The sequence below is a fragment of the uncultured Thiodictyon sp. genome (genome assembly GCA_903837595.1).
GTDB lineage: Bacteria > Pseudomonadota > Gammaproteobacteria > Chromatiales > Chromatiaceae > Thiodictyon.
This window is the reverse complement of the sequence record CAILVI010000430.1, coordinates 1-24508: the sequence shown is the minus strand read 5'-3', so window position 1 is coordinate 24508 and position 24508 is coordinate 1. Positions and strand designations below refer to the sequence as shown.

Sequence of the window (24508 nt, the reverse complement as noted above, 5' to 3'; positions counted from 1 at the left end):
CGCACAGCGGACCCTACGGGCAGGCCGCCGTCGTAGGGTCCGCTGTGCGGACCTATCGCCCCTGGCCGAAATGATGACCAAGGCCGAGGCGGGCCTTGGTCATAACTCCGGCCACCGGCGCAGGCGGCCACCCGTCGCGGCCGGGGGGCCGCTCCTACGGGGTAGGAGCAACCCCTCGGCCGAGCGTCTTTACTTGGGCTGAGCCGCCGCGGCAGGCGCTGCAGCAGGCACTGCCGCCGCGGGCGCAGCCGGCGCCTTGGCGGCAATTTCCTGCGCCACCAGGGTGTTCAGGACCGCAAACATCGGCTCCGGGCCATTGGTCTGGGCCGGGCTGGTACGGTACTTGCCGTTGACGATCACCGCGGGCACCCCGTCGATACCATAGCGGGTGCTCAGGTCAGTGGCCTTGCGCAGCTTGGTTTCAACCGTGAATGAGTTGTAGGCCGCACGGAATTCTTTCTCATCGATCCCGATCTCGCCCGCGAACTTGACCAGATCGTCCTCCTTGAGGATGGGCCGCCGGTCCACTTGCATGGCCTTGAACAGGGCCGGATGGAACACATCGAGCTTACCCAGCGACTCGGCCGCGTAATAGGCGCGGGCCTGCGGGTCCCAGCGGCCACCGGTACCTGGCTGCCGACGGAAGACGACACCCTCGGGCTTGGTGCCGACCCAGCTCGCCATCATCGGCTCCAGGTGCCAGCAATGGGGACAGGTATAGGAAAAGACCTCCACGACCTCAACCTGATCCCCGGTCGCGGTCGGTACGGGCGGCGACAAGGTCGCATAGCCGGGACCCTCATCGGCCGCCCAGGCCGAGCCGATCGACAGCAATAAGGCGGCCACGATGCCAACCAGGGAGGGTATACGCAGGCTACGGAACATTGTCTCAATCCTCATTTGTTCAAATTCATTTACGGACGATCTTATTTGGCGGAGCGCCGACCACCATGGCCGGCGACCTCAGGCACCGACGGCATAGTCGAGCACCAGTCCCACAAACACCGCCAGGCCGAAATAGTTGTTGTTGAGAAATGCCTGGAAACAGGCCGACGGCTCGCGGTCGCGGATCAGCCATTGCTGGTAGAGCCCAAGACCCGCGGCGACGCTGAGCCCTCCCAGGTACCAGACGCCCCGTCCAGCCTGCAGGCCGACCCAAAATAGCAGGGCCAGCATCAGAACCTGGAGCAGACCGATCACCAGCCGATCCTGCTCGCCGAACAGGATGGCAGTGGACTTGATACCGATCTTCAGATCATCCTCCCGGTCCACCATGGCGTATTGGGTGTCGTAGATCAGTGACCAGATGAGGGTCGCGATAAAGAGCACCCAGCCGGTCACCGGGATCGCGCCGGTTACCGCCATGTAGGCCATCGGGATGGCCCACCCGAAGGCCGCCCCCAGGAAGACCTGGGGTAGATGAGTGAAGCGCTTCATGAAGGGATAGATCGCGGTCAGCGCGACGGCGACGGTCGAGAGCGCCACTGTCTGCCAGTTGAGCAGCAGCACCAGGCCAAAGGAGACGAGCGAGAGCACCACGAAGACCCCGACCGCCTCGCCCGGACGGATCGCGCCGGTGGCCAGCGGTCGCTGCTTGGTGCGGGCCACATGGGCATCGAAGTCGCGGTCGGCAAAGTCGTTGATGGCGCAGCCGGCGGAGCGCATCAGCACCATCCCGAGGACAAAGATCACGACCACGGACCAGGGCGGACTGCCATCCCCCGCCAACCACAGTGCCCACATGCCCGGCCACATGAGCAGCAAGGTCCCGATGGGGCGATGCAGGCGGACCAGGTAGTAATAGTGTCGCAGGCGCTCGCGCCACACCGTGGGGCTCGGCGTGGGGCGGGGGTCGCCGATCTTGACTTGGGGGACATCTGTAGACGGCATGATCAGGAGACTACATCATCGCAGGAGGCCAACGGGACGCGGCCGCGATTATCGCACGATCGCCGATCGACGGGCGCAGCGGCGACAGTGCGTGCAGAGGGGGCATGGCCTACGCCCGTCGATGTGTCCGTCGTTCCCCTTATTGGCATTGTGCGAGGGCGATTTTTTTCCCCAGGCCGGTCGCCCAAGGGCTTACCGTGAAAGTCGCGCGGGGAGCGCGCCCCAGTTCTCCCTCCCCTATTGGGGGAGGGCCGGGGAGGGGTGGTGCGGGCGCCATGGTCGTTACTGTCCCGCCTTGCGTTGGGCGACGCCATCAGCGACCACACAAAATATCTGGAACAGCAGGTCCGCCCCGGCCAGGGCCGTGATGCCTGCACTATCGAAAGGTGGGGATACTTCCATGAGGTCGCCGCCGACGAAATTCAGGCCGCGCAGGCCGCGAATCATTTGCTGGGCCTCGAAGCTGGTGATACCGCCGACCTCTGGTGTGCCCGTGCCCGGGGCGTAAGCGGGGTCGAGACAATCGATGTCGAAGCTCAAGTACACCGGCCAGTCACCAATGATCCGGCGGACCTCGGCGACGACGGCCTTCCAGCCCATCTCATAGACCTCCTCCACATGGATCACCCGCATGCCGCTCTCGTAGGAAAAGGCCCACAGCAGCTCGCTTCTGCCCCTGATGCCAATCTGCACGGTACGGCCAGGGTCGAGTACGCCGGCCTCCACCGCCTGCCTGAAGGGGGCACCGTGGTGGAATCGGCTGCCATGCATGGGGCTCGCGGTATCACAGTGTGCGTCGAAATGGATCAGGCCGACCGGCCGCTGCGCGCCCAGCGCCTTGAGTATCGGCAAGGTAATGGAGTGATCACCGCCGCAGGTGAGCGGCACGACCCCGGCAGAGGTCAGCCGGCGGTAATAGACTTCCAGTTCGGCGATAGCGTCATCATGATGATAACGATTGTGTATCAGCACATCGCCGAGGTCGGCGCAACGGCAGATGGCGCTGGGGATGAGATGGCTCTGGTGCTCGAAACCACCCACCACGCAGGATGCATCGCGCACGGCCCGCGGCCCGCCGCGCGTACCGGTGCGGCCGGTGAGCCCACCGTCATAGGGAACCCCGACGAGCGCGATATCCAATCCCTCCGGTGCCTCCTGATGGGGCAAACGGTAAAAGGTGGCAATCCCCACATAAGGCGGTTCGAGCACCAGCGGACTGACCGGGGTCAGGGACTGGGCCGCGATCTCATTGAAAGCGGCATCCGGGTCAGTGGGCAAAGAGTCATTCAGACGATTGTCACCATTCATATCATATCTCCACCGGTTGTCAGGCCACGTCGATACGCAAGATAGGCTGGCGTTGGGCCCAAGTTGCGGCCAGGGCCGCGCAAATCACGCCATCAAAATAACTTAACCCATTGTTTCGTAGATGTCCAGATGCTTATGGCCGTATCAGGTAGCCCGGAGTTAGAGTCGCCGCAGACGAGAAACCTCGATCGGACTGGAATGGATTACGCAGGCCCTCGGACCGCCGTCTGATCTGCGGTATGATTGATTAGCTGGAGAAAAACACGTGGGTCCTGCAAGGCCCGCGCGCCCGGGACCGGCTTGGTTTGCCTGACTGGCCATCGAGGCACCCAGACCGGACCCGATCCATCACCACAAGACCGGAACCGCCGAGCACATGGAATCAAGAACGCGATCCCCCGCGGACGCACGCTGTCCCGGCTGTTTCACCGCCCAGGGCGCGGCCAACCCCTGTCCGGACTGCGGCTATGACGAGCGGGCCGAGCGCGCGCACTTTCTGCTGCCGCACCGCACGCCTTTGCACGGCCAATACCTGGTCGGCCGGGTGCTCGGCAAACCGGGCGGTTTCGGCATCACCTATCTGGGCTGGGATCTGGGGCTCGAGACCCGGGTGGCGATCAAGGAATACCTGCCCCGCGAATGGGCCGGACGCGACCCGGACCGCCCGAACGTATCCCCGCACTCCCGGGAAGAGGGCGAGCTGTTCAGGTATGGGCTCGACCGCTTCATCGGCGAGGCGCGCACCTTGGCCCAGCTCGACCACCCCAATGTCGTGCGGGTACGCGCCTACTTCACCGCCAACGGCACCGCCTACCTGGTCATGGACTACTACGAGGGCCAGACACTCGCCGAGCGCGTGGAGCGGGGCGGGCGGCTCCCCGAGCCGGTCGCGCAGGAGCTGATGCTCCGGGTCCTGGACGGACTGCGGGCGGTCCATGCCAAGGGCTTCCTGCATCGCGACCTCAAGCCCCAGAACATCTATCTGGCCGCGACCGCGGGGAGCGCACCGCGCCCCATCCTGATCGACTTCGGGGCCGCCCGTCAGGCACCCGACGGGCGCGCCCGCACCCTCACGGTCGTCTATACGGCCGGCTATGCGCCCATCGAGCAATACCACGAGAAGGGCGAGCAAGGCCCCTGGACCGACATCTACTCGGCCGCCGCGATCCATTACCGGCTGGTCACCGGCAAGACCTTGCCGGATTCGATCGCCCGGTTGGCCGGTGCCACACTGAGGCCCGCAGCCGAGTTCGGGGTGTCCAAGCCGCTCAGCGACGCCTTGGCGGCGGCGCTCGCCTTGGCCCCCGAGGACCGGCCGCGGACCGTGGAGGCCTTCCGGACCCTGCTCGACCGTGCGGCCCAGCCCGCGCACCCGAACCGCAGACGCTGGCCATGGCTGGTCGCCGCCCTGGGGGTCCTGCTACTGATCGGACTGGGCGCCTGGTACCAATACCGGGAGGTCCAGGCGAGTCTGCACCGGGCCGCTGACCGCCAGGCCTATGAGACGGCGAGCGCGGCGGACACCGCCGTGGCCTACGACGCCTATCTCGGCGGCTGCGCCGAGCACGGTTGTGGCCAGCGGGCGCAGGCCGAGCAGCGGAGCGCGGAATTGGCGGCAATCAAACAGGCCGCGGATGTAGTCCGCGCGGCCGACGCGGCCGAGTACGCCAAGGCCGCGGCGGCCAATACGGCACAATCGTACCAGGACTACCTTGCCGGTTGCGCCGACCGGGATTGCGAGAACCGGGCCAATGCACAAAATTTCCTCGGAACTTCGTACGAGGAGGGTCGGGGCGTGACACGCGACGACCAGGAGGCGGTCGGGTGGTATCGCATGGCCGCCGAGCAGGGCAATGTCTATGGTGAATACAATCTCGGGCGCATGTATGACAGCGGTCGCGGCCTGAAGAAGGACGGGGATGAGGCGCTGCGCTGGTTCCACAAAGCGGCCGAGCAGGGTTATGCGCAGGCGGAATCGGTCATCCTCGGGATATCTTTGGGGCACATCGGAGGCAGGCGAGCGGCGGAGGAGTTGGAATCGCTCCAGAAGGCGGCCGAGCGCGGGAATGTGGACGCACAAAACGCGCTCGGGAAATACGACACGAAGGATGGGCGGGAGGCGGCACATTGGTACCGGATGGCTGCCGAGCAGGGCGATGCGCACGGGCAGACTGACCTTGCTCGCCTTTACCTGTCGGGCAAGGGCTTGGAGCGTGACGATCGCGAGGCTGTGAAATGGTACCTGAAGGCCGCGGAGCAGGGCAATTATTACGCACAATACGAGCTGGGCAGATTGCTTGCGGATACCAACAGCGCCGTGTATGACGGACGCGAGGCGGTCAGGTGGTTGCGTCAGGCCGACGAACAGAAAGATGACGCAAATCTTATGTTTATTGCTGGTCAGGATGCGGCAGGTATCCTCGGCGAGATCTACCGCGACGGCCGCGGCGTAGAGTGCGACGGCGCGGAGGCTATCAGATGGTTCCGGAGGTCGGCAAGACAAAATAATATGAAATCCGCGAACAGCCTCGGGGAGATGTATCGGGATGGCCTCGGGGTAGCGAAAGACAGACAGGAGGCATTGCTGTGGTTTCGCATAGCGGCCGATGGAAAAAATGCCGATGCGAAGGCCGCACTCGCTGAGATGCAACGCCTGGGCAGCGATTAGAACGGCCAGCTCGGCAGCATCGCAGCGTTGCGGTTTACTGTGAGACTGGGCCGCACTGGGGTGCGGCGCCCCCAGAGTCGCGGCACTGTGTGCCGCGTGGATCAATGGCCGGAGCGATGGTCAAGGCCTACACCACCCCGAACTCTCCCCGCCGGCCAAGCCAGCGTTGAATCAATGGGTCCGCCAGCTCCGGGTGGCTGGCAAGGATCAGGTCCGCCGCCCGCTGGGCCGCGCTGACGAGGTGTTGGTCGCGCAACGGGTCGGCAACGCGGAACTCCAGGCTGCCGGTCTGCCGCGTCCCCAGGACCTCACCGGCCCCACGCATCTTCAGATCCTCCTCCGCGATGCGAAAACCGTCCAAGGTGGAGCGGATCAGGGCGAGGCGCTCGCCGGCCTGGGCGGTCAATGGTGCATGATAGAGCAGCACACAATGGCTCTGCGCCGCACCGCGCCCGACCCGGCCGCGCAACTGGTGTAGTTGTGAGAGCCCCAACCGCTCCGGGTTCTCGATGATCATCAGGCTGGCATTGGGTACATCCACGCCCACCTCGATCACCGTGGTGGCCACCAAGAGATCCAGCTCCGCCGCCGCAAAGGCCGCCATCACCGACTCCCGCTCCACGGCCCGTTGCCGGCCATGCACCAAACCAACCCGCACCCCCGGCAGCCATTCACCGAGTTGCTGGGCAGTCTCCTGCGCGGCCTGCGCCTGGAGTGCCTCCGATTCATCGATCAGGGTACAGACCCAATAGGCCTGGCGCCCGGCGGCACAGGCATCCTGGACACGCGCGATCACCGCCGCGCGCCGCTCGTCCGGCAGCGCCACGGTGACGATGGGGGTGCGCCCCGGTGGCGCCTTGGCAATTACCGACAGGTCGAGATCCGCATAGAGCGTCATAGCGAGCGAGCGCGGGATGGGGGTCGCGGTCATGATCAGTTGGTGGGGCGCCCCACCCTCCTGGGCGCCCTTCTCCCGCAGCTGCATCCGCTGATGGACGCCGAAGCGGTGCTGCTCGTCGATGATGGCGAGCCCCAGGTCAGCAAAACGCACCTCCTGCTGGATCAGTGCATGGGTACCCACCACCAAGGGCGCCCGGCCCTCGGCGATGGCCTTCAGGATGGCGGTGCGCTCACGCCCCTTATGCCGACCGGTCAGCCAGACCGGCTCCACACCCAGCGGCTTGAACCAGTTGCCCAGCCCCTTCCAATGCTGCTCCGAGAGCAGTTCGGTTGGCACCATCAGGGCCGCCTGGCGACCGGACTCGATCGCCTGAAGCGCCGCCAGGGCCGCCACCACCGTTTTGCCCGACCCTACGTCCCCTTGCAGCAGGCGCTGCATGGGCAGCGGCCGGGCCAGATCGGCAGCGATCTCAGCGACGGCCTGCTCCTGGTCCGGGGTCAACGCAAAGGGCAGCACCTCACGCAGACGCTGGCGCAACCCCCCGTCACCGCTCAGGATCGGTGCCGGGGTCCGGGTATGGGCGAGCCGCAGCCGCCGCAGGCTCACCTGATGGGCCACCAACTCCTCGAAGGCGAGACGCAGGAAGGCCGGATGGCGGCGCTCGGTCAGGTCGTCCAGGCTGGCGTCCAGGGGCGGACGGTGGAGATAGTTGAGCGCGGCGCGCAGGTCCGGGAGTTGAAACCCGGCCAGGGTGGCCGGTGGCAGGTACTCACCCGGGGCACATTGTGCGAGCAGCGCCAAGGCCTGATCGGTCAGACCCCGCCAGGACGGCTGCTGCAACCCCTCGGTGGAGGGATAGATCGGCGTCAGGCGCGGCGCGTCCGCCGCCGACTCTTCTTCATCGCAGCCGCACAGACGGTACTCCGGGTGGACGATCTCCAGGCTGCTCGGTCCCTCGCGCACCTCCCCGTAGCAGGACAGGCGCACCCCCGGCCGCAAGGCAGCCAACTGCTGGGGCGAAAAATGAAAAAAGCGCAGCAGGACGCCGGCCCCGACCCGCTCGGCACCCCCACCGGCCACGTCGGTGATCCAGACCTTGAGCGAGCGCCGCCGCCCGTAGCTGATCTGGGCCTCACTGATCTGCCCTTGCACCTGCACCGTGACCCCGGGGCGCAACTGCGCGAGCGGCACCACCGAGGTACGGTCCTGGTAGCGGACCGGGAGGTGAAAGAGCAGGTCCTGGACACTGTGGATGCCCAAACGGGCGAGTCGCGCGAGCAGCCGCGGACCCACCCGTTGCAGGTCCGCGACCGGCAGGCGATCCAGGGAGGCGGGGGGTGGGTCGAGAGCAGACATCGCTGGCGTTTATCGGCACCGGACTGGACAATCGGGAGACGGTAGCACCATTTCCTCTGAGAGGCCCACGATGATCGTCCAACACGACCTCAGCGTCACCACCCGCGGTCGCGGCACCTACGACATCACCGCCGACGTTGCGCGGCGCGTGCGTGACTCACGAATCCGCGCCGGGCTCTGCCACTGCTTCCTCCAGCACACCAGTGCATCCCTGATCCTCTGCGAAAACGCCGACCCGTCGGTACGCAGCGACCTGGAGGCCTTCCTACAGCGCCTGGCCCCTGACGGCGACCCACGCTTTGAGCACTGCAACGAGGGGCCGGATGACATGCCCGCCCATCTGCGCAGCATCCTCACCAAGACCGACCTGACGCTACCGGTGCGCGCCGGCCGCCTGGCCTTGGGCACCTGGCAGGGCCTCTATCTGTACGAGCATCGCACCGGCACCCGCGATCGGCAGGTGCTGCTGACCATCAGCGGTGAGGCGGCATGAGACTCGTGAGGCTCGTGAGAAATCCACTCTAGCGTCCTGCCGCGTCCCAGCGCGCCTCAACACTCGCCGCCGTCCGGCGCCGTTTGGCCCGCCAATACTAGGGTCAGCCGATAGCCGATGCCCCGCACCGGCTGGATGCAGAGCTCCGCCATGCCGGCATCCTGCAACTTGCGACGGATATGACTCATATGGACATCGGTCGCCCGGTCGTCCGGGGTCCAGGACTCGTTGCGGGTCAGGTCCGCGCGGTGTACCGACTCTGCCGGACGGGCCATGAGATAGGCGAGCAGTGAACTCTCCCGGGCGGTGAATTCGAGCAAGAACGGATAACCCTCGCGGCTCAGACAGCGCCGCGCCGTGTGCAAGCGGTAGGGACCGAGCGCCAGCACCGCCAACCCATCCCGCCCCCGTTCACGCCGCCGCAGCACGGCGCGGATGCGGGCACACAACTCTTGGTGATCGAACGGCTTGGTCACATAGTCGTCCGCCCCAGCCTCCAGCCCGCTGACACAATCGGACTTGCGGCCGGTGACGATGATGAGACCGACCGAGCGGGTCCCGCCCAGTTCGCCGGCGATATCCATCCCGTCCTCGACCCCCAGGTTGAGGTCGAGTAACACCAGATCGGCATCCCCGCGATCGAGCAGGCGCCGCAATTCGGCCCCGCTGAACGCGAGGGCCACGTCGAAGCCATCGCCGACCAACAGCCGCAGCAGACTTTGGGCCAGGGGAACATCGTCCTCGACGATAATGATGCGCGGGATTTCGTTCATGGCAGCACCGCGCGGATCAGGTTGGCCTCGTCCCACACGCAACGGCATGACGCAAGCCGCGCCGCGTGGCCGATCGCAGGGGTGGTGGTGGCATTGAACAGTGCAAAGTGGCGTTTCAAGGGCCTGCATCCGGTATGATCGCCGCCGAAGTCTATCGGCTAGTCCGTCATTATCGCCCGACGCTGCACCCCGAACTTCAATCATTTACATAAATTAATTAACAGATAGCCTGCCCCACTGAGAATTGACTGTCGTGCCGGACCCGAATCAACACAGGCTACCACGCAACGTACACAATGTCGCCCTGCTCGCTGGCCTCACGGTCGCCGCGTGCCTCGGGAACCTGGCACATCTACACCTGCCCTATGGGCTGGACCTGGTATTCGGCTCGGTCTTCGCGATGCTGGCCATCAAGTGCCGGGGAACCGGCGCGGGCATCCTGGTCGCCGCGGTAAGCGGCGCCTACACCCTCGTACTTTGGCACCACCCCTACGCCTGGCTGATCATCGTGGCCGAGGCCACCAGCGTCGGGGTGCTGCGCCAGCACCTGCGCCCAAACGGCGAGGTCCTGCCCCTGGCCGCCTTGGACGCCCTGTATTGGTTGTGCCTGGGCATTCCCCTGGTAGGGATGTTCTATGGCGGACCGCTCGCCATGAGCCACACTGAGGTCCTGTTGGTGGCCTTGAAACAGGCCATCAATGGGGTCCTCAATGCGAGCCTGGCCGGGGCGCTCGTGATCGGCATCCGCCGGCTCCGCCGCCATCCGGTACCAGTCTCGTTCAGCGATTTCCTGTTTACCACCCTAGTGCTGGCCTCCCTGGCCCCGGCACTTGGGGTCACCATCTGGCAGAACTATCGACTCACCGAGACGATGGAACGGGAGGTCGCCGAGACCCTGACGCTGGCAACCCGCATCAGCGCCGCCGATCTCGCCGCCCTCCCCCCGCCACCTACCCTGGCGGCGGCGCGCGGCGCACTGCCGCAGATCATGGCCCGCATCGCGTCCTTGCTGCCGGAGGCCGGCGGGATCGAACTGGCGATTGACGCCGCGACCGCGGACCGGGTCGGCCCCGAAGAGCGCCGGACGGACACGCTCGCCGTCGAACTCGCCGAGCGCCCCGGATACTCGCGCATGGTACGCTGGCGCAAGGGCCATTACCGGATGCAGACCCTCCTGACCCTGGCCGGTCAGCCGGTGCAACTGGTCGCCGAACTGGCGGCCACCCAGGCGGTGGAGACCCTGCAACGCGTCCAACTCGGTGGTTTCTGGCAACTGGGTGTCATCACCCTGCTCGCCCTGACCGGTGCCTTTTATATCAGCCGCCGGATCGGCCGACCCATCGCCGCCCTGGCCGACATCGCCGGGCGCCTCCCGTCGCGCCTGGAACAGACTGACCCGCCGCCGCCGCCGCGCCCGAGCCGCCTGCGCGAACCCGCGGAACTCGCCGCCGCCTTCGCGCGGATGGAGTCGGCCCTGCGGCAAAACTTCAAGGACCTGGAACAAAGCGAGGCGCGCTTCCGCGCGGTCTTCGAGCAGGCACCGCTGGGCATCGCCATCTTCGGGCCGGACCGACGCGCCCGCTTCGTCAACCCGGCACTCGAGCGACTGCTGGGGCGCGATGCCGCGAGCATCAAGTCGCTGCGTTTCGATGACCTGACCCATCACGACGACATCGACACCGATCTGGAGCTGTTTCGGGAACTGATGGCGGGCCGCCGCGACAGTTACCAGATGACCAAGCGCTTTCTCAAGCCCGACGGCACCCCCGTGTGGGTTGAGCTCAGCGTCACCCTGCTGCCGGTCGGCACCGACGGGGTGCCGCTCCCGCTGGGTCTGGTGAAGGACATCACCGAACGGCGCCAGGCCGAAGAGGCACGGGCCACGGCCGAACTGGCCCTGCAGCACTATAGCGCCAAGCTTGAGGCCTTCTCCCAGCTGGCCACCCGCTACCAGCCCGCCGATCAGGACCTCACCAAATTCCTGAATTTCGGCTGTCGCTCCATCGGAGTCGAACTCGCGGCCCTGGGCGAGGTCCGGGGAGGACGTTACCGGCTGCTGGCCGCCGTGGGGAAAACCAGACTCACCGTCCACGACGAGGTCGCACTTGCGGGCAGCCTGGCGACTGACTTCCACTGCCAGGCCGTACCTCAACCCGAGTCACTGTACCACCCGGCCTTCGGCACTGGCCTGCGTTTTCTGGCGCGGGTGGCCCTGACCTGGAGCGATGCCGATGGTCAGGTCCATCAGGGTGTGCTGGACCTCGCGGATCGCCGCTGCTGCCCCGAGTGCGACCAACCGGAACAGCAGATTCTGCAACTGGTGGCGCAGCGCATCAGTGCCAACCTGCGCGAACTCGCGGTCCAAAACGGTCTGCTCCAGGCCCGCCAGCGCGAGGTCATCGGCCACCTGGCGGGCGGTGTCGCGCACGACTTCAACAATGTACTGGGGGCCATTCGCAACAACCTGGCGTATCTGGAGCAACTGCTGCCCACCGGCGCCGACGGCTCAAAAGCGCGCAACGTCCTCACCGAGACCGAGGCCGCTATCGACCAGGCCACGCTCGTCACCTCGGGTCTGCTCTCGCTGGGGCGCGGGGAGGAGATCGAGGTCTGCCCGTGCGATCTGGGGGCACTGGTGGCGGCCTTTGCGCCGGCGCTCAGCCGGCTGCTGCCGCCCGGCATTGAACTGGTACTGGAGGTGCAACCCGGGGTCAGCGCCCTGACCAACCCGGCCCTGCTCCAGGCCGCCCTGCTCAACCTGGCGCACAACGGCCGCGACGCGATGGGGGCCGAGGGGCGTCTGACGCTCGAGGTCGCGGTGCGCACCGACCACGACCCGCAGCCCCCGGACGTGGGTGACCTGGCCCACGGGGAACGCGCCGAACTGTGTATCTGCGATACCGGGACCGGGATGACGCCGGCGGTGCGCTCGCACATCTTCGAACCACTCTTCTCCACCAAGTCGCGGGGCCGCGGAACCGGTCTCGGGCTCTTTATGGTGCGCGAGTTCGCGCTGCGCAGCCACGGCGCCATCCAAGTCCGCTCGACACCCGGTGTCGGCACCCAGGTCCGTCTCTGGCTACCCTTGACCCATGCGGCCGGGGACGCCGCCCCGTCCACTGCCCCGACGCCGACGAGGGGCCCGGCCCTCACCGCACCGCGGCCCCCAGCGCCCGGTGAGGCGCCTGGCCAAGTGCCAGGCGCACCGCCACGACCCCAGATCCTGCTGGTCGACGACGACCGCCGGGTGCGCGACTCACTGAGCCGCGTGCTGGAGGGGGCGGGCATGCGCGTCATCACCGCGGTGGACGGCTCCGACGCGCTTGACCGCCTGGCCGCAGCACCCGGGATCGCCTTGGTCCTGTCGGACATCACCATGCCCCGACTCGATGGGCTCGCCCTCTACAGCGCGCTGTGCGGCAACCGCCCGGAACTCCCGGTCATCCTCATGACCGGCGATGCCGCGGGGACCCAGGACGCCGCCGCCCTGGACCCGACGGCGCGCGTCCTGACCAAGCCGATCGACCCCCGCACGCTGATCCAATTGGTCCAGGCCATGGTCGAACCCGGTGCCACGGGCGAGGATCAACGGTAAAGTGGCCACTCAACGTCGTCGCGGCGCCCGCCGGCCGCAACTAATCAGCAATGAACAGACCCTGCACAACGGCCAAGCCGAGGCGCCATGTATCCCTTCTCGCTGATCGATCCGCCGACCCTGCTCTTGGTCTCCATCGCGGTGTTCACGCTGACCGGCATCTTCATGGCCATTGCCGGGCGAATACGCGGAGAGCGCGCCTACACCTGGCTGTCCGTCGGGGCACTCGCCTTCGCCACCGGGTGGGCGCTCAACCTCTCACAGTATGTCTACGGTGTCACGGTGGTGACCCTGCCGGTGGCGGAGATCCTGCTGCTCATGCTGCCGCTGTGCCTGCTGTGTGCGACGATCGAGTTCCTGCGCCTGCCCGGACTCGGGCTCACACTGCTCGGCTCCGCCGTGACCCTGACCCTGGCCTTCTGGGTACTGGTGGTGTTCATCGACAACGAGACCGTACCCGGCGCCATGACCTCCAGTCTGAACGGCGCCGCCTATCTGGCGGTCGCGCGGCTCTTTTACATCCACGCCTACCCGCACAACCTGATTGGGGGCATCATCATCGGCGCCATCGTCATCATCGGGACCGCCTTTATCCTGCGGACCATCTTCTTGATGTACGGCGTAGCGGTCAGCGATGCCCTGGGGCCGGAGCTGCGCCGCCAGGTCCTCTATGCCATGTTGCTCATCGACCTGATGGGTATCTTCATGCTAGCGCTGTGTTTCCCGCTGTTCGATTTCGTGCGCACCGAGACCATCCTGCATTCAACCAACGCCCAACTGACACAACTCGCGGAGCGCGACCCCCTGACCGGGACCTACAACCGCCGGGTCTTCATCACCCGACTGGAGACCGAACTGCAACGGCATCGCCAGACCTCACTCCCGCTGTCGCTGATCCTGTTCGACATCGATCACTTCAAGCAGGTGAACGACACCCATGGCCACGGGATCGGCGACCAGGCGCTGCGGCATGTGGTGGAGACCGCCCATCGGCACCTGCGCGGCAGCGATCTGCTCGCCCGCTTCGGCGGGGAGGAGTTCATCATCCTACTCCCCGAGACCCCGCTCGCCGGGGCCCGCGGGGTCGCCGAACGGATCAGGGGCGGCCTGGAGGGGAACCCGGCCAAATTCCCACACATGGCCGCGTTGCGGATCACCAGCTCGTTCGGTGTCGTCTGCACGGATGAGCGCCACCGGACCATGGATGAACTGCTGGGCGCGGCCGACCTCGCCATGTATGCAGCCAAGCACGCAGGCCGCAACCGGGTCCGCAGCGAGCCCTTGCAGGACGAGGAGCCGACGGGCCGACTGGGTGACGTGGCGGAGATCTGCGCCTAGGCAAAAGCCCCGTAGGGTCCGCTGATCTCGTTCCCGCGCGCCGCGTGGGAATGCCTCCGCACCGCGCCGCGGTGCGCACCGGGCGCGGCGCGCCGCGGCTGGATTCCCACGCGGCGCGTGGGAATCAGGATCGGTCCGCGCAGCCGACCCTACTCAGATCCCCGCCGATCGGTCCGGCGCTCCAGCCCGCGGCGCGCGCGGCCACAGGAAGACGATCAAGAGGACCAAGCCGACGGCCGTCCCCCCCACCACCCAGGGGTTCGCGCGGTGCATCAGGGCGAGGATGGCGTGCAGATGCTCCTCCAGGTAATAGACCCCCAGCCCCCAGACGCCAACCCACAGTGCCGCACCGAGCAGATTGAACTGCGTGAAGCGCCACCAGGGCATTTCCAGGATACCCGCGGCGATGCCGTTTATTTGACGCAGCCCGTCGAAGAACCGGGCCCCGACGATCAGCCACCCCCCCCAGCGGTCGAAGGCCGACTCCACCCGTTGCAGATGCCGCTCATCCACGCGCAACCGCCGCAGCAGCGCGCGCCCGCCCACCCGGCCGATCAGATACCCCAGGCTGTTGCCGAGGGCCGCCGCCACAAAGGCGGTGAGCAACAACCAACCGATGTTCAGCCCGGGGCGCGCGGCGGCGTCCAGCGCGGCGGCCACCAGCAGCGTCTGCCCGGGCGCCGGGATGCCGACCCCCTCCACCCCCACCGCGAGCGCGACCGCGCCGTCGCCGTAGCGGTCGAGCCAGGGCTGGACGCGGGCGAGCTCGTGGCGGAATTCAGCGCGGATGCGGCTCCCGGTGGTGGCGGGCGGCGCGGCGACTTGAGGCGGTGCGATAGCGGGCGGGGGCTGGTCCGCTGCCGCGGCACCCAGCGTGGACCCCAGCAACAGCAGGGCCGCGGCGGCGAAGGGAAGAAAGGACTTGGCGTGACGCATCATCTGGGACACCTCGGTTGATCTCGTCTCCACGCGCCGCGTGGGGATGCATCCGCACCGCGCCGCGGTGCGGGCTTGGCGCGGCGCGGCGCGCCGCAGCTGGATTCCCACGCGGCGCGTGGGAACCAGGAGCGCGACGGGGGGCGCCCTATCCACCCGAGCCTTCGGCGGCCTGGCGGGCCTGGGCGAGGACCTGGTCGATGGCGGCTTGCAGACTCGCCGGGTCCACCTGGCGCTGGCGCAGCCACTGGGCCAGGGGGGCGAAGGCGGGGTCGGCGAGCAGCTCGGTGAGAAGGGGGATGGCGGGCTCGGTGCCGGCGGCGTGGGCGCGGCGGAAGACGATGGCATAGTTGTGCAGCGAGGTCTGGAGGTGCTGCCCCAGCTCGGCGACGAGGCAGTAGGCGAGCGCGGCGAGGTCGTGGCCGGCCGATTCGCCGAGTGCGGACTGGGCGCCGCTGCCGTCCAGATAGACGGCCAGGTTGTTGTGCGAGCTGGCGCGGTCGGCGGGGGCCGGCAACTGCTCGCACAGGGCCAGCGCGCGGCGCAGCTGGGTGATGGCCTGGGCGCGGTCGCCTTGCCGGTCGAACAGGTCGGCGAGTGAGCCGAGCACCTTGGCGCGACAAGCGGGATTGTTCTCGAAGAGTACAAGGCAGGCCTCCAACTCGGCCTTGGCCTCGCCATGGCGGCCGAGCATCATCAGCACATTGGCACGGTTCATCCGCGTGGCGCCGAGGTCCTCCGCCGGGCGTTGCAGTGCGCGCTGGGCCTCCAGGGTGGCATCCAGGCGGACCAGGGCGGATGCCCAGTCCTTTTCCGCGTAGTCCGCCTGCCGGGCGATGTCGAGTGCGCCGATCAGGGTGCGGGCGAGGGGCTCGGCATCCGGGGCCTCAGGCACTGAGTGGCCAGCGCGGTGCCGTTCCCACCACCCCTGGACCTGGGTGAGCCGCCGCTCGACCTCGGGCAAGGCACTGGCGGCCCGGCCCTCTTGGATGTCAATGCGCAGGGCCTCCAACTCGTGGGCGACGATATGAACGGAGGGTCTGCATGCCCTCTTGAATGCTTCGGCGGATTCGAGGTGCCGCCGCCGGGCGCCGTCGAGGTCGCCGACATCACCGAGTGCATTTGCCCAGTTGCCGCTAATCCAGGCCAGGTCCGACCAGGCCTGCCTGGCGCACTCGCCCCCCGCCTGCGCGGCGGCACCGGCCTGGCCAGCGGCCTGCTCGTAGAACGTCAGGCCGGCGTCGGGGCGGCCGGCGTTACGCAGGGCATCGGCGAGGTAGCAGAGGCAGGACCAGCGTGGCCGGCCCTCCGGTGCCAGGTCCGCGGCGGTCTCCAGATGCGGGGTCAGTGCCTGGAGCAGCACCGGGTCGCTCGTGCTGGTAACCAGGTCACTCGCAAAGCCGCCCAGCCGCTCCCAGGCCGCGGCCTGGACGCAGTAGACCAGTGCGCGGTTGCCCGCCTGAATGGCCCTGGTCATGTCCTGGTGCAGCAGCCCCTTGAACGCCGACTCCAGCCACTGCGCATAGGCGAGGCGTATGCCGTCCTCAGTCAGGTCCGCCCGGTCCGCCGGGTGCCGCTGCATCCAGTCGCGAATGCGCTCCCGCACCAGCTCGTGACAGCCGAGGTTGGGGTTCTCGTCTGACTCGCCGGCCCGCTCCTCGGTCACGAGGCCCAGCGCGACCAGCCGGGCCAGGAGCGGGACCGCGTCGGGGCGGGTCCGCACTGCGGACCCTACGGTGCGCGGGCTTGCCGTAAGGTCCGCTGTGCGGACCGGCTCATGGGCGGCTGGAACGAGCCCCTGATCCTGCCCACCCCAAACCCCCAGCACCAGCCCGAGCGTCTCGGGCTGATTAGCCAATGCAATGACCCACAACAGCCGCCGCGCCTCCAGGCTCAGGTCATCGAGCAACTGCCCGATCGACCGCCCCAGCGCATCGTCCAGATAGGCAAGCTCCGCCGCATCCCCCGGCTGCATGGCGAAGAGCCCCGGGAGCCGCTCGAAGCCCTTGGCCTCTTCCAGTGCCGCCAGCGCGGCCAGCAGCCGCGGGCGCAGGGCCGGGTCCGCCGCCAGCCGCGCAAGCCGGTCCATCAGGAGCGGATGGAAGCGGCTGGCATGGAGCAGGCGCCGGGCGAGTTGCCGCTCGGCGGGGTCGGTACCGAAGATCATCCCACCCAGGGTCGGCTGCTCGCGCAGATAGAGCGTCGCCTCCGCGGCGGGCAGTGGGCCGAGCAGTACACCAATGGCGGCATCGCCCGCCAGCGCGGCCAGGGGCCGACGGCTGGTTATGAGTACGCGGGAATGGGCGCCGACCAGACCAGCGGCGAGTGCCGCGAGGCACTGGTCCCAGGCCGGGTCTTGGCAGGCCCAGACCGGGTTGGCGCCGGTGGGATCAGGGCCGGGCTCCGGCCTGGGCTTGAGATTGGTCTCGAAATTGTCCAGCAGCAGCAGGATCGGCTCGTCCCGCAGTGCTCGGACCAGGTTGTCGATGAGCCGCGTCAGGCGCTCGGGGCCGGTGAAGCCCGGCTCCGGGTTGCGGTGGACGGCATCGGCCGGGTGGGCCTTGACGTGCTCGTGGTAGCGGCCGAGTTCGCCACGGAGCTTGAGGTCGATGTCGCGCAGCCAGGCGTCGAGCCCGAGCGGGCTGGGCTTGACCTGCCAGGTCAGGACCCAGTCGAACCCCTGCTCCCAGAGGTCCAGTGCCTCGGCCGCCAGCGCGGTCTTACCCATGCCGCCCAGGCCGACAATGACGGCGACGGGCTTGGTTTGCGCCTCGGCGCCGGTACCAATGAAGTCCGCGCCGAGTGTAGCCAGTTCCCAGGTGCGCCCGACAAAGTGCGGATGCGCCGCGGTGGTCAGCTCGGCGATCTGATGCAGCCGCCGGCCGCGCGGATCGGGCGCACCGCCGCGGCCGGGTCGCAAGGTCAGCCCGGGCGCCTCCTCGCCATAGAGGACCGGGGTAGCATGGTCGCAGACCTGGAACCAGGCCGGCGCCTGCGCCGGGCCATCGAGCAGCGCCCGGCGCGCGAGCGTCAGCGCGGCAGCGGCGTCCTTGGGCCTGGGGTCGGCGAGCAGTGCGCGGTAGAAGTTGAGGGCCAGTTCACGGGCATAGTCGTCACCGACGGCATAGCGCATGGCGACCACGGACGGGACGCCGCCTTGCAGCAGGGCGTGGGCGGTACCGGTGTAGCCGGGCTGGTCTTGCAGGTCCAGGTCGCGGGTGAGGTCGGCGGCGATCTGCTTGGTGGCCGGCTCCTTGCCCTGGGCCAGCGCAAGAAAATCGTCCCAGTCCTGGACGCGCAGCAGGTCGCCGGAGTGGCAGGCGCTGAGTAGGAAGAGGCGCGGGAGCAGGCCGCCCGCGTCCAGGAATAGATCGAGCAGGTCCTGGCCGGAGATCGGGTCGCTGGCCCCGCCGGGTTTGGCGAGTTCCAGCAGATTCAGATTGCCGTGACCGCTCCAGTGGACACAGTGGTAGCCGCCGTGGCCCTGGACCTGGGCGATGAGCCGCTCCCGCGTCACGCCGTGGCTCAAGAAGTGGGCGACGACCTGGCGGTTTGGGTAGATCGCCTGCTCGAAGAACCGCTGGAGTGCACGGCGCTCGCGGCGCATGCCGAGCGGCTGGGAGCCGCACGCCTCGGCAAAGACGAACAGCACGCGCAGCGGTTCGTCCGGCGCCAGGTCCATGGGCGTGGAGGCGGGGTCCTGCCGGTCATGGACGACACGGACCAGCAGGTTGCGCTCGGCCAGGCTCTCGGCATCCGGGGCCGGGCGGGCCAGTTCCCAGGGGACCCGGGCCAGGCAGCGGCCAGCGGGTTGTCGCGCTCTGCCGCGCCGGGCAGTTGGATGCGCAGTGTGCGCTGGGTCCGCGCGGCCCAAAGCTCCTTGAAGATGTCGGCGCCCAGGACCTCCTCGGCGATGCAGACGCCGATCTCGGCCAGGGCGGCACGCTGGCCGGCCTCGTCGCAATAGAGCCGCAGGTAGTCGCGCAGGTCGAAGAGGCCCTGTTGGCGCCCCACCGGGATGGTCTTGAAGTCGGTCTGGCGGTAGGCGAGCTGATTGCCGGCGCCGTCCAGCAGGCGGAACTCCGCGGTGCGGCCCGGGTAGTCGGCGGTAACGACAAGGTCGAAGCGGGCAGACATGGCGGCGCGTGCTCCTGCGATGGGTCCGGGGTCGGCCGGGCGGCACCGGTCCGCGGCCAGCCAGGCGGGGACTATCATCCGAAAAAAGCCACAGATGCGCAAATGGCTTGGTTCCCATGCGGCGAGAGTCGCCGACAGTGGACGCGGGCTCGCTGGGAGCGCCGACATTTTGTCGGCCAACCGCCGCAGGCGGTTCGCCGTCTTGCGGTCAATCGCCACGGGTTGGCCTTCGCGAGGTCCAACGGCGCTGCGCGCCGTCGCCGACAGAATGTCGGCGCTCCCAGGTAGTACCTGGCGGCGGCGAAAAACACAAAAACCCGGCCCGGCGTGAGCCGGGTCGGGTCCTGGGCGGCATCCCTGCCGCGGCGATCAATTCGCCCGGATCAGCCTTCGGGAACGATATCCACCGTCACCGTCGCCTCCACCTCGGGGTGCAGACGCAGCGTCACCGGGAACTCGCCGGTGGCACGCAAGGCGGCCGGGAGACGCACCTCGGCCTTGACCACGGCCACACCCGCGGCGGTGAAGGCGGCGGCGATATCGCCGGTGCCCACGGAACCGAACAGACGGCCCTCGTCACCCGCCTTGCGGGCGATGGTGACGCGCACCCCTTCCAGGGTGGCCTTGCGCGCCTCGGCACTCGCCAGATTTGCGGCGGCCTCCCGCTCCAGTTCCGCCCGACGGGCCTCGAAGGCCTCCAGGTTCTTGGCCGTGGCGGACACGGCGTGCCCGCCGGGGACCAGATAGTTGCGGCCGTAGCCGGGGCGCACGCTGACCTTGTCACCAAGGGCGCCCAGACCACCGACATTCTTCAGCAGGATGACTTCCACTTCGCTTTCCTCAAATCTTAAGGGGTTAACCGCCGCGTGCCCGAGGCCCGCGCACCGTCAGCCTGGGCTGTCGGGGCGCCGCCCGAGGCGCACGCGCAGATCGGCCCAGATATCCACCAGGCCGATACAGGCCACCAACACCAGGGTGCGGGGCATGAATGCGACCAACAGCACATAGAAACCCACCAGCCAGCGACGGTGCGCGCCGCGCTCCGTGTGCAGTTGGTGGATGACCGCCAACCCCTGCATCAGCCACAGGGGGGAGAGTACGAGCAACAGGTCCGTGATCAGGCCTGGACCGGGCCACCAGCCGCCAGCCACCGCCAGGCTCACCCCGGCGATACCAAACAATGGATGTAGCCGAAAGGACCGGAAATCGGCCCCGAAGCCGCCCGGGTTGTAGACCTGGGCCTGCCACCAGCGCCCGATGAAGAGGCCCAACAACACCTGGAGCATCAGGGCCGCGGCAAAGGCCCCAGTCAGCCAGGGGGTCAGGCTCGCAAAGAGCGCCTGCGCCACGTCCGCGTCCAGCCCGCCATCCTTGACCAGGGCCGCCTGGAAGGGCTCCATCAGCCGCAGCCAATAGTGGCCCGGATCGGCAACCAGCACGTGAATCGCCAGCATCGCCCCGGCACCGACCAGCCCCGCCACCTGGGCGGTGAACGCCAGTGAGCGGGAAAAGCGCAGGACCGCAGCGAGCACCCACACTGGCAGCCAGAGGATCAGTACCACCGCCAGGGCCGGCCAGGGTGAACCCAACAGCAGGGTACACAGCACCATGCAACCGAGGCCCGCCAGGGCGCCGACCCTGACCCCGTACCCGCTCCCATTGCGCAGGGTGACCAGGGCCACCGTCGCGCTACTCAGTAGCCCGACGAACGGCAGCAACAGGGACAGGACCCCGGTCCCCCAGGCGACCAGCGCGGCCTGCGCCGGTCCCCGCGTGATGAATTGGGCCAGCGGCTTCATCGGCCAGGGACGGGCGTGAATCCTGGCCGGTGCCGGGCGCACGATGCGCCCAGGCGGCTCGGGATCAGGATCAATGCGCGTCGGTGTATGGCAGCAGTGCCAGGAAGCGGGCGCGCTTGACCGCTTGGGCCAACTGGCGCTGATACCTGGCCGAGGTGCCGGTGATGCGGCTCGGCACAATCTTGCCGGACTCGCTCACATAGGCCTTGAGCAGGTTGAGGTCCTTGTAGTCGATCTCGGCGATGCCTTCGGCGGTAAACCGGCAGTAACGCTTGCGACGGAAGAAACGGGAGCTATTTTCCATTTTATCTGGCCCTTTGAATTCGTTGGTGGCCGAGGTCGGTCTCAGTCGTTATCCAAGTCGCCGCCAAGCGGCTCCGGACGCTCGCGCTCCTCACCGGTCTTCACCAGCGGGGACGGCTCAGTCACCGCCGCGTCGCGACGCAGGATGAGGTTGCGCAGGACGGCATCGTTGAAGCGGAAGGCACTCTCCAGCTCGTCGATCGCCTCCTGGTCGCACTCCACGTTCATCAACACATAGTGGGCCTTGTGGACCTTGTTGATGGGGTAGGCCAAGGGCCGGCGGCCCCAGTCCTCGAACCGGTGGACCACACCGCCGCGCTTCTCCAGGTTGCCACGGTAGCGCTCTACCATGGCCGGCACCTGCTCGCTCTGGCTCGGGTGCACCAGAAAGACTACTTCAAAATGTCGCATTGCTGCTCCTCACGGATTGGCAGCCTCCAGTCCTGGTGTTGACCACCCGGGGACGGTGAGGCAAGGAGTTTCCCGGATTGCGGGAAACCGAGCATTATACGGAGTGCTCGGGCAGAGTCAAAGCATTGATTCGCTGTCAGCCGAGCAGCTGGGTCCCGCCCAGGTAGGGCCGCAGGGCCGGCGGGACGCTGATCCGCCCGTCCGCTTGCTGGTAGTTTTCCAGCACCGCCACCAGGGTACGGCCGACCGCGAGCCCGGAACCGTTGAGCGTGTGCAGCAGCTCCGGCTTGCCGGTCTCCGGGTTACGCCAGCGCGCCTGCAGCCGGCGCGCCTGAAAATCGCCGAAGTTGCTGCACGAGGAGATCTCACGGTAGGTCTGCTGGCCGGGCAGCCAGACCTCCAGGTCATAGGTCTTGGTCGAGGAGAAGCCCAGATCCCCAGTACACAGGGTCACCACCCGGTAAGGCAGGCCCAAGCGCTTCAGGATCGCCTCGGCGTGGCCGGTGAGTGCCTCGTGGGCGGCGGCGGAGTCGGCCGGGCGCACCAGTTGCACCAGTTCCACCTTCTCGAACTGGTGCTGCCGGATCATGCCGCGGGTGTCCTTACCGGAGGAGCCCGCCTCGCTGCGGAAGCACGGGGTGTGGGCGACCCAGCGGCGCGGCAGGGCGTCCGCCTCCACGATGGTATCGCGCGCCAGGTTGGTCACCGGCACCTCCGCCGTCGGGATCAGATAGAAGTCGCGCTCGCCCGGGACTTTGAAGAGATCCGCGGCAAACTTGGGCAACTGACCGGTCCCGCGCATACTCTCTGCGTTGACCAGATAGGGAACATAGACCTCGGTATAGCCGTGCTCCTGCGTGTGCAGGTCCAGCATGAACTGGGTCAGCGCGCGTTGCAGCCGGGCGAGCGGCCCGGACAGGACCACGAAGCGCGCACCCGTCACCTTGGCCGCCAGGTCGAAGTCCATCCAGCCGAGCGCGGTACCCAGGTCCACATGGTCCTTGGGGGTGAAGTCGAAGTGGGTCGGCTCACCCCAGCGACGCTCCTCCCGGTTATGGGTCTCGTCGGCACCGTCGGGAACGCTGGCGTCCGGCAGATTCGGCAGGCTGAGTGCGATCTCGGCGATCTCGTCCTGGATGGCGGTGAGCCGATCCTCGGCGGTCTTCAGCCCGGCCCCCAGGTCGGCCACCGCGGCCAACAGCGGCGCCGCGTCCTCACCCGCCGACTTAGCCCGGCCGATCGCCTTGGCGCTCGTGTTGCGCTCATTCTGGAGTTCCTGCACGCGGACCTGCAGGCCCTTGCGCTCGCCCTCCAGAGCCTCGATGCGGGCGGTATCCAGCTGCATCCCGCGGCGGGCGAGTTGGGCGGCAACCAGGGCAAGGTCGGTCCGAAGCAGGCGGGGGTCTAACACGTGGCGTCACCAGTCTCGATGAAAAGGGGCCGGGCCGGCAGGCGGCTTCCGGGTTCAGGCGCAATTCTACACCGGTCGCCGCGCGCTCCCGCGCGCGGCGACATGCGGCGACATGCGGCGGGGTCGCTATCCGCCCCGCAGTCCAACCCGGCATCCCGCCGCGCACCCACCGGCGGCAGCCAGTCCCGGGGCCTGATAGACTCCCGTGATTGCCCGGGGTAATCTAGTACCCGGTTCCGTCCACGGAGGACCTTCCTGCTCTGCGGGTCCTCCTTATTTGATTGGGGAGGGGCATCATGAGCAGCAGGTATGACCCGAAGAACCCGCGGCCCGGCTGGAATCCGGGGCCGATGAATACCATCCTGGACGCCATCGACCACCAACCGCTCTGGGGCGGCATCACCACCGCCTGGCGCCGGCCCTACAGCCGGAACCTGACCGGCGTCGAGTTCGATATCAATGAGCTGACACCGCAATACGAGCCGCCTGCCGGCCTCACCGCCATGAATATCTGCACCGTGTCCAACTGGTGCCTGAGGTTACTGATGGATGGGCGCAAGTCCGCCGGCCTGACCCTCGATCATGTCGTAGCTGCCGATGGTTGATGCGCAAGACGCCGCCGCGCCCCAACCGTCCGCGTTTACCGGCGGCCCGCGGACCTACGCCGGGATGGCCGCCTTGGTCCTGGCCTTCATCCTGCCGGTCTTCGTCATCGTCATCCCCTTCCTCGGCCTCTCCGCCAAGTGGTCCGCCCTGCTCACCACCGGATTGCTGGTCGGCGGCCCGGAGTTGCTGACCCTGGTCGCGGTGGCACTCCTGGGCAAGGACGCGCTGCGCTATTTCACCGACAAGGTCAAACAGGCCCTGTGGGGCCTGGTGATCGAGACGCGGGTGTCCAAGTTTCAATACTATCTGGGCCTGTCACTGTCGCTCGCGAGCATTCTGCCACTGTATATCTATGGCTATCTGCCCGGTCTGCTGCCCGAAGGCGGGCGCATCCCGATTCTCGCCGCCGCGGACCTGATCTTCATCGCCAGCATGTTCATCATGGGCGGGGAATTCTGGGAGAAGGTCCAGCGGATCTTCGTCTGGGAGGGCAAGGACTGAGCGCTTAGGTAGTGCCTGGCCAGAAACCGCAAACCCCTTTCTTGCTCAATCTGTTATAATCTGGCCCCATGGTTTAAGTTTG

19 protein-coding genes are annotated in these 24508 nt (G+C 67.6%); 6 read left to right on the top strand and 13 right to left on the bottom strand.

Features of this window, described 5'->3' with window-relative positions; translation table 11 throughout:
- Positions 1-189: 189 nt before the first annotated feature.
- The 3 genes from QZY44_RS25740 to speB form a co-directional block, all read right to left on the bottom strand.
- Positions 190-900, bottom strand: a complete 711-nt coding sequence (locus tag QZY44_RS25740) for a thiol:disulfide interchange protein DsbA/DsbL (protein WP_295454883.1) — start codon at positions 898-900, stop codon at positions 190-192.
- 63 nt (positions 901-963) lie between these two features.
- On the bottom strand, positions 964-1890 hold the full coding sequence (gene ubiA / locus QZY44_RS25735; RefSeq protein WP_295454881.1) for a 4-hydroxybenzoate octaprenyltransferase: 927 nt from the start codon (positions 1888-1890) through the stop codon (positions 964-966).
- 282 nt (positions 1891-2172) lie between these two features.
- Positions 2173-3198: an agmatinase gene (gene speB, locus QZY44_RS25730; protein ID WP_295454878.1), complete on the bottom strand. Its 1026-nt coding sequence runs from the start codon at positions 3196-3198 to the stop codon at positions 2173-2175.
- A gap of 376 nt (positions 3199-3574) precedes the next feature.
- Between speB and QZY44_RS25725 the strand changes: the two genes are divergently transcribed.
- Complete coding sequence (locus QZY44_RS25725) at positions 3575-5866, top strand: serine/threonine-protein kinase (protein WP_295454875.1); 2292 nt, start codon at positions 3575-3577, stop codon at positions 5864-5866.
- Between the two features lie 127 nt (positions 5867-5993).
- Here QZY44_RS25725 and recG read toward each other — a convergent pair whose 3' ends face one another.
- Positions 5994-8123, bottom strand: coding sequence for an ATP-dependent DNA helicase RecG (recG, locus tag QZY44_RS25720; protein WP_295454873.1), 2130 nt, complete (start codon positions 8121-8123; stop codon positions 5994-5996).
- A 70-nt stretch (positions 8124-8193) separates the two neighbouring features.
- Here recG and QZY44_RS25715 point away from each other — a divergent pair, with 70 nt between their 5' ends.
- Positions 8194-8616: a secondary thiamine-phosphate synthase enzyme YjbQ gene (locus QZY44_RS25715; RefSeq protein WP_295454870.1), complete on the top strand. Its 423-nt coding sequence runs from the start codon at positions 8194-8196 to the stop codon at positions 8614-8616.
- A 56-nt stretch (positions 8617-8672) separates the two neighbouring features.
- Here QZY44_RS25715 and QZY44_RS25710 read toward each other — a convergent pair whose 3' ends face one another.
- Both QZY44_RS25710 and QZY44_RS25705 read right to left on the bottom strand, forming a co-directional pair.
- Complete coding sequence (locus QZY44_RS25710; protein WP_295454868.1) at positions 8673-9389, bottom strand: response regulator transcription factor; 717 nt, start codon at positions 9387-9389, stop codon at positions 8673-8675.
- On the bottom strand, positions 9386-9508 hold the full coding sequence (locus QZY44_RS25705) for a hypothetical protein (RefSeq protein WP_295454866.1): 123 nt from the start codon (positions 9506-9508) through the stop codon (positions 9386-9388). The genes QZY44_RS25710 and QZY44_RS25705 overlap by 4 nt, the downstream gene beginning before the upstream one ends.
- 134 nt (positions 9509-9642) lie before the next feature.
- On the opposite strand from QZY44_RS25705, the gene QZY44_RS25700 reads away from it, so the two are divergent.
- A complete protein-coding gene (locus tag QZY44_RS25700; protein ID WP_295454864.1) occupies positions 9643-12984 on the top strand; it encodes a PAS domain S-box protein in 3342 nt (1113 codons plus the stop codon).
- A gap of 87 nt (positions 12985-13071) precedes the next feature.
- Positions 13072-14322 (top strand): GGDEF domain-containing protein, encoded by a 1251-nt coding sequence (locus tag QZY44_RS25695; protein WP_295454861.1) that lies wholly within the window; start codon positions 13072-13074, stop codon positions 14320-14322.
- A 153-nt stretch (positions 14323-14475) separates the two neighbouring features.
- Here the strand turns inward: QZY44_RS25695 and QZY44_RS25690 are convergent, their stop codons facing one another.
- From QZY44_RS25690 to serS, 7 genes are all read right to left on the bottom strand, one after another.
- Positions 14476-15261: a DedA family protein gene (locus QZY44_RS25690; RefSeq protein WP_295454859.1), complete on the bottom strand. Its 786-nt coding sequence runs from the start codon at positions 15259-15261 to the stop codon at positions 14476-14478.
- 145 nt (positions 15262-15406) lie between these two features.
- The gene (locus QZY44_RS25685) at positions 15407-19513 is read right to left on the bottom strand and encodes a CHAT domain-containing protein (protein WP_295454857.1); all 4107 of its coding nucleotides are present in this window, start codon (positions 19511-19513) and stop codon (positions 15407-15409) included.
- A 265-nt stretch (positions 19514-19778) separates the two neighbouring features.
- Positions 19779-20225 carry a 50S ribosomal protein L9 gene (rplI, locus tag QZY44_RS25680; RefSeq protein ID WP_295454855.1) on the bottom strand — a complete coding sequence of 149 codons (447 nt, stop codon included), beginning with the start codon at positions 20223-20225 and terminating at the stop codon, positions 19779-19781.
- A 57-nt stretch (positions 20226-20282) separates the two neighbouring features.
- Complete coding sequence (locus QZY44_RS25675; protein ID WP_295454853.1) at positions 20283-21236, bottom strand: hypothetical protein; 954 nt, start codon at positions 21234-21236, stop codon at positions 20283-20285.
- A 28-nt stretch (positions 21237-21264) separates the two neighbouring features.
- Positions 21265-21498, bottom strand: a complete 234-nt coding sequence (gene rpsR / locus QZY44_RS25670; protein ID WP_100919619.1) for a 30S ribosomal protein S18 — start codon at positions 21496-21498, stop codon at positions 21265-21267.
- Between the two features lie 41 nt (positions 21499-21539).
- Positions 21540-21908: a 30S ribosomal protein S6 gene (gene rpsF, locus QZY44_RS25665; protein ID WP_295454850.1), complete on the bottom strand. Its 369-nt coding sequence runs from the start codon at positions 21906-21908 to the stop codon at positions 21540-21542.
- A gap of 136 nt (positions 21909-22044) precedes the next feature.
- Entirely contained in the window at positions 22045-23319 is a 1275-nt protein-coding gene (gene serS, locus QZY44_RS25660) for a serine--tRNA ligase (RefSeq protein ID WP_295454848.1), read from the bottom strand.
- Positions 23320-23615: 296 nt separating this feature from the next.
- Between serS and QZY44_RS25655 the strand changes: the two genes are divergently transcribed.
- Together QZY44_RS25655 and QZY44_RS25650 are read left to right on the top strand one after the other, a co-directional pair.
- On the top strand, positions 23616-23924 hold the full coding sequence (locus QZY44_RS25655) for a hypothetical protein (protein WP_295454846.1): 309 nt from the start codon (positions 23616-23618) through the stop codon (positions 23922-23924).
- Entirely contained in the window at positions 23917-24426 is a 510-nt protein-coding gene (locus QZY44_RS25650) for a transporter suffix domain-containing protein (RefSeq protein ID WP_295454844.1), read from the top strand. The genes QZY44_RS25655 and QZY44_RS25650 overlap by 8 nt, the downstream gene beginning before the upstream one ends.
- Positions 24427-24508: the final 82 nt, after the last annotated feature.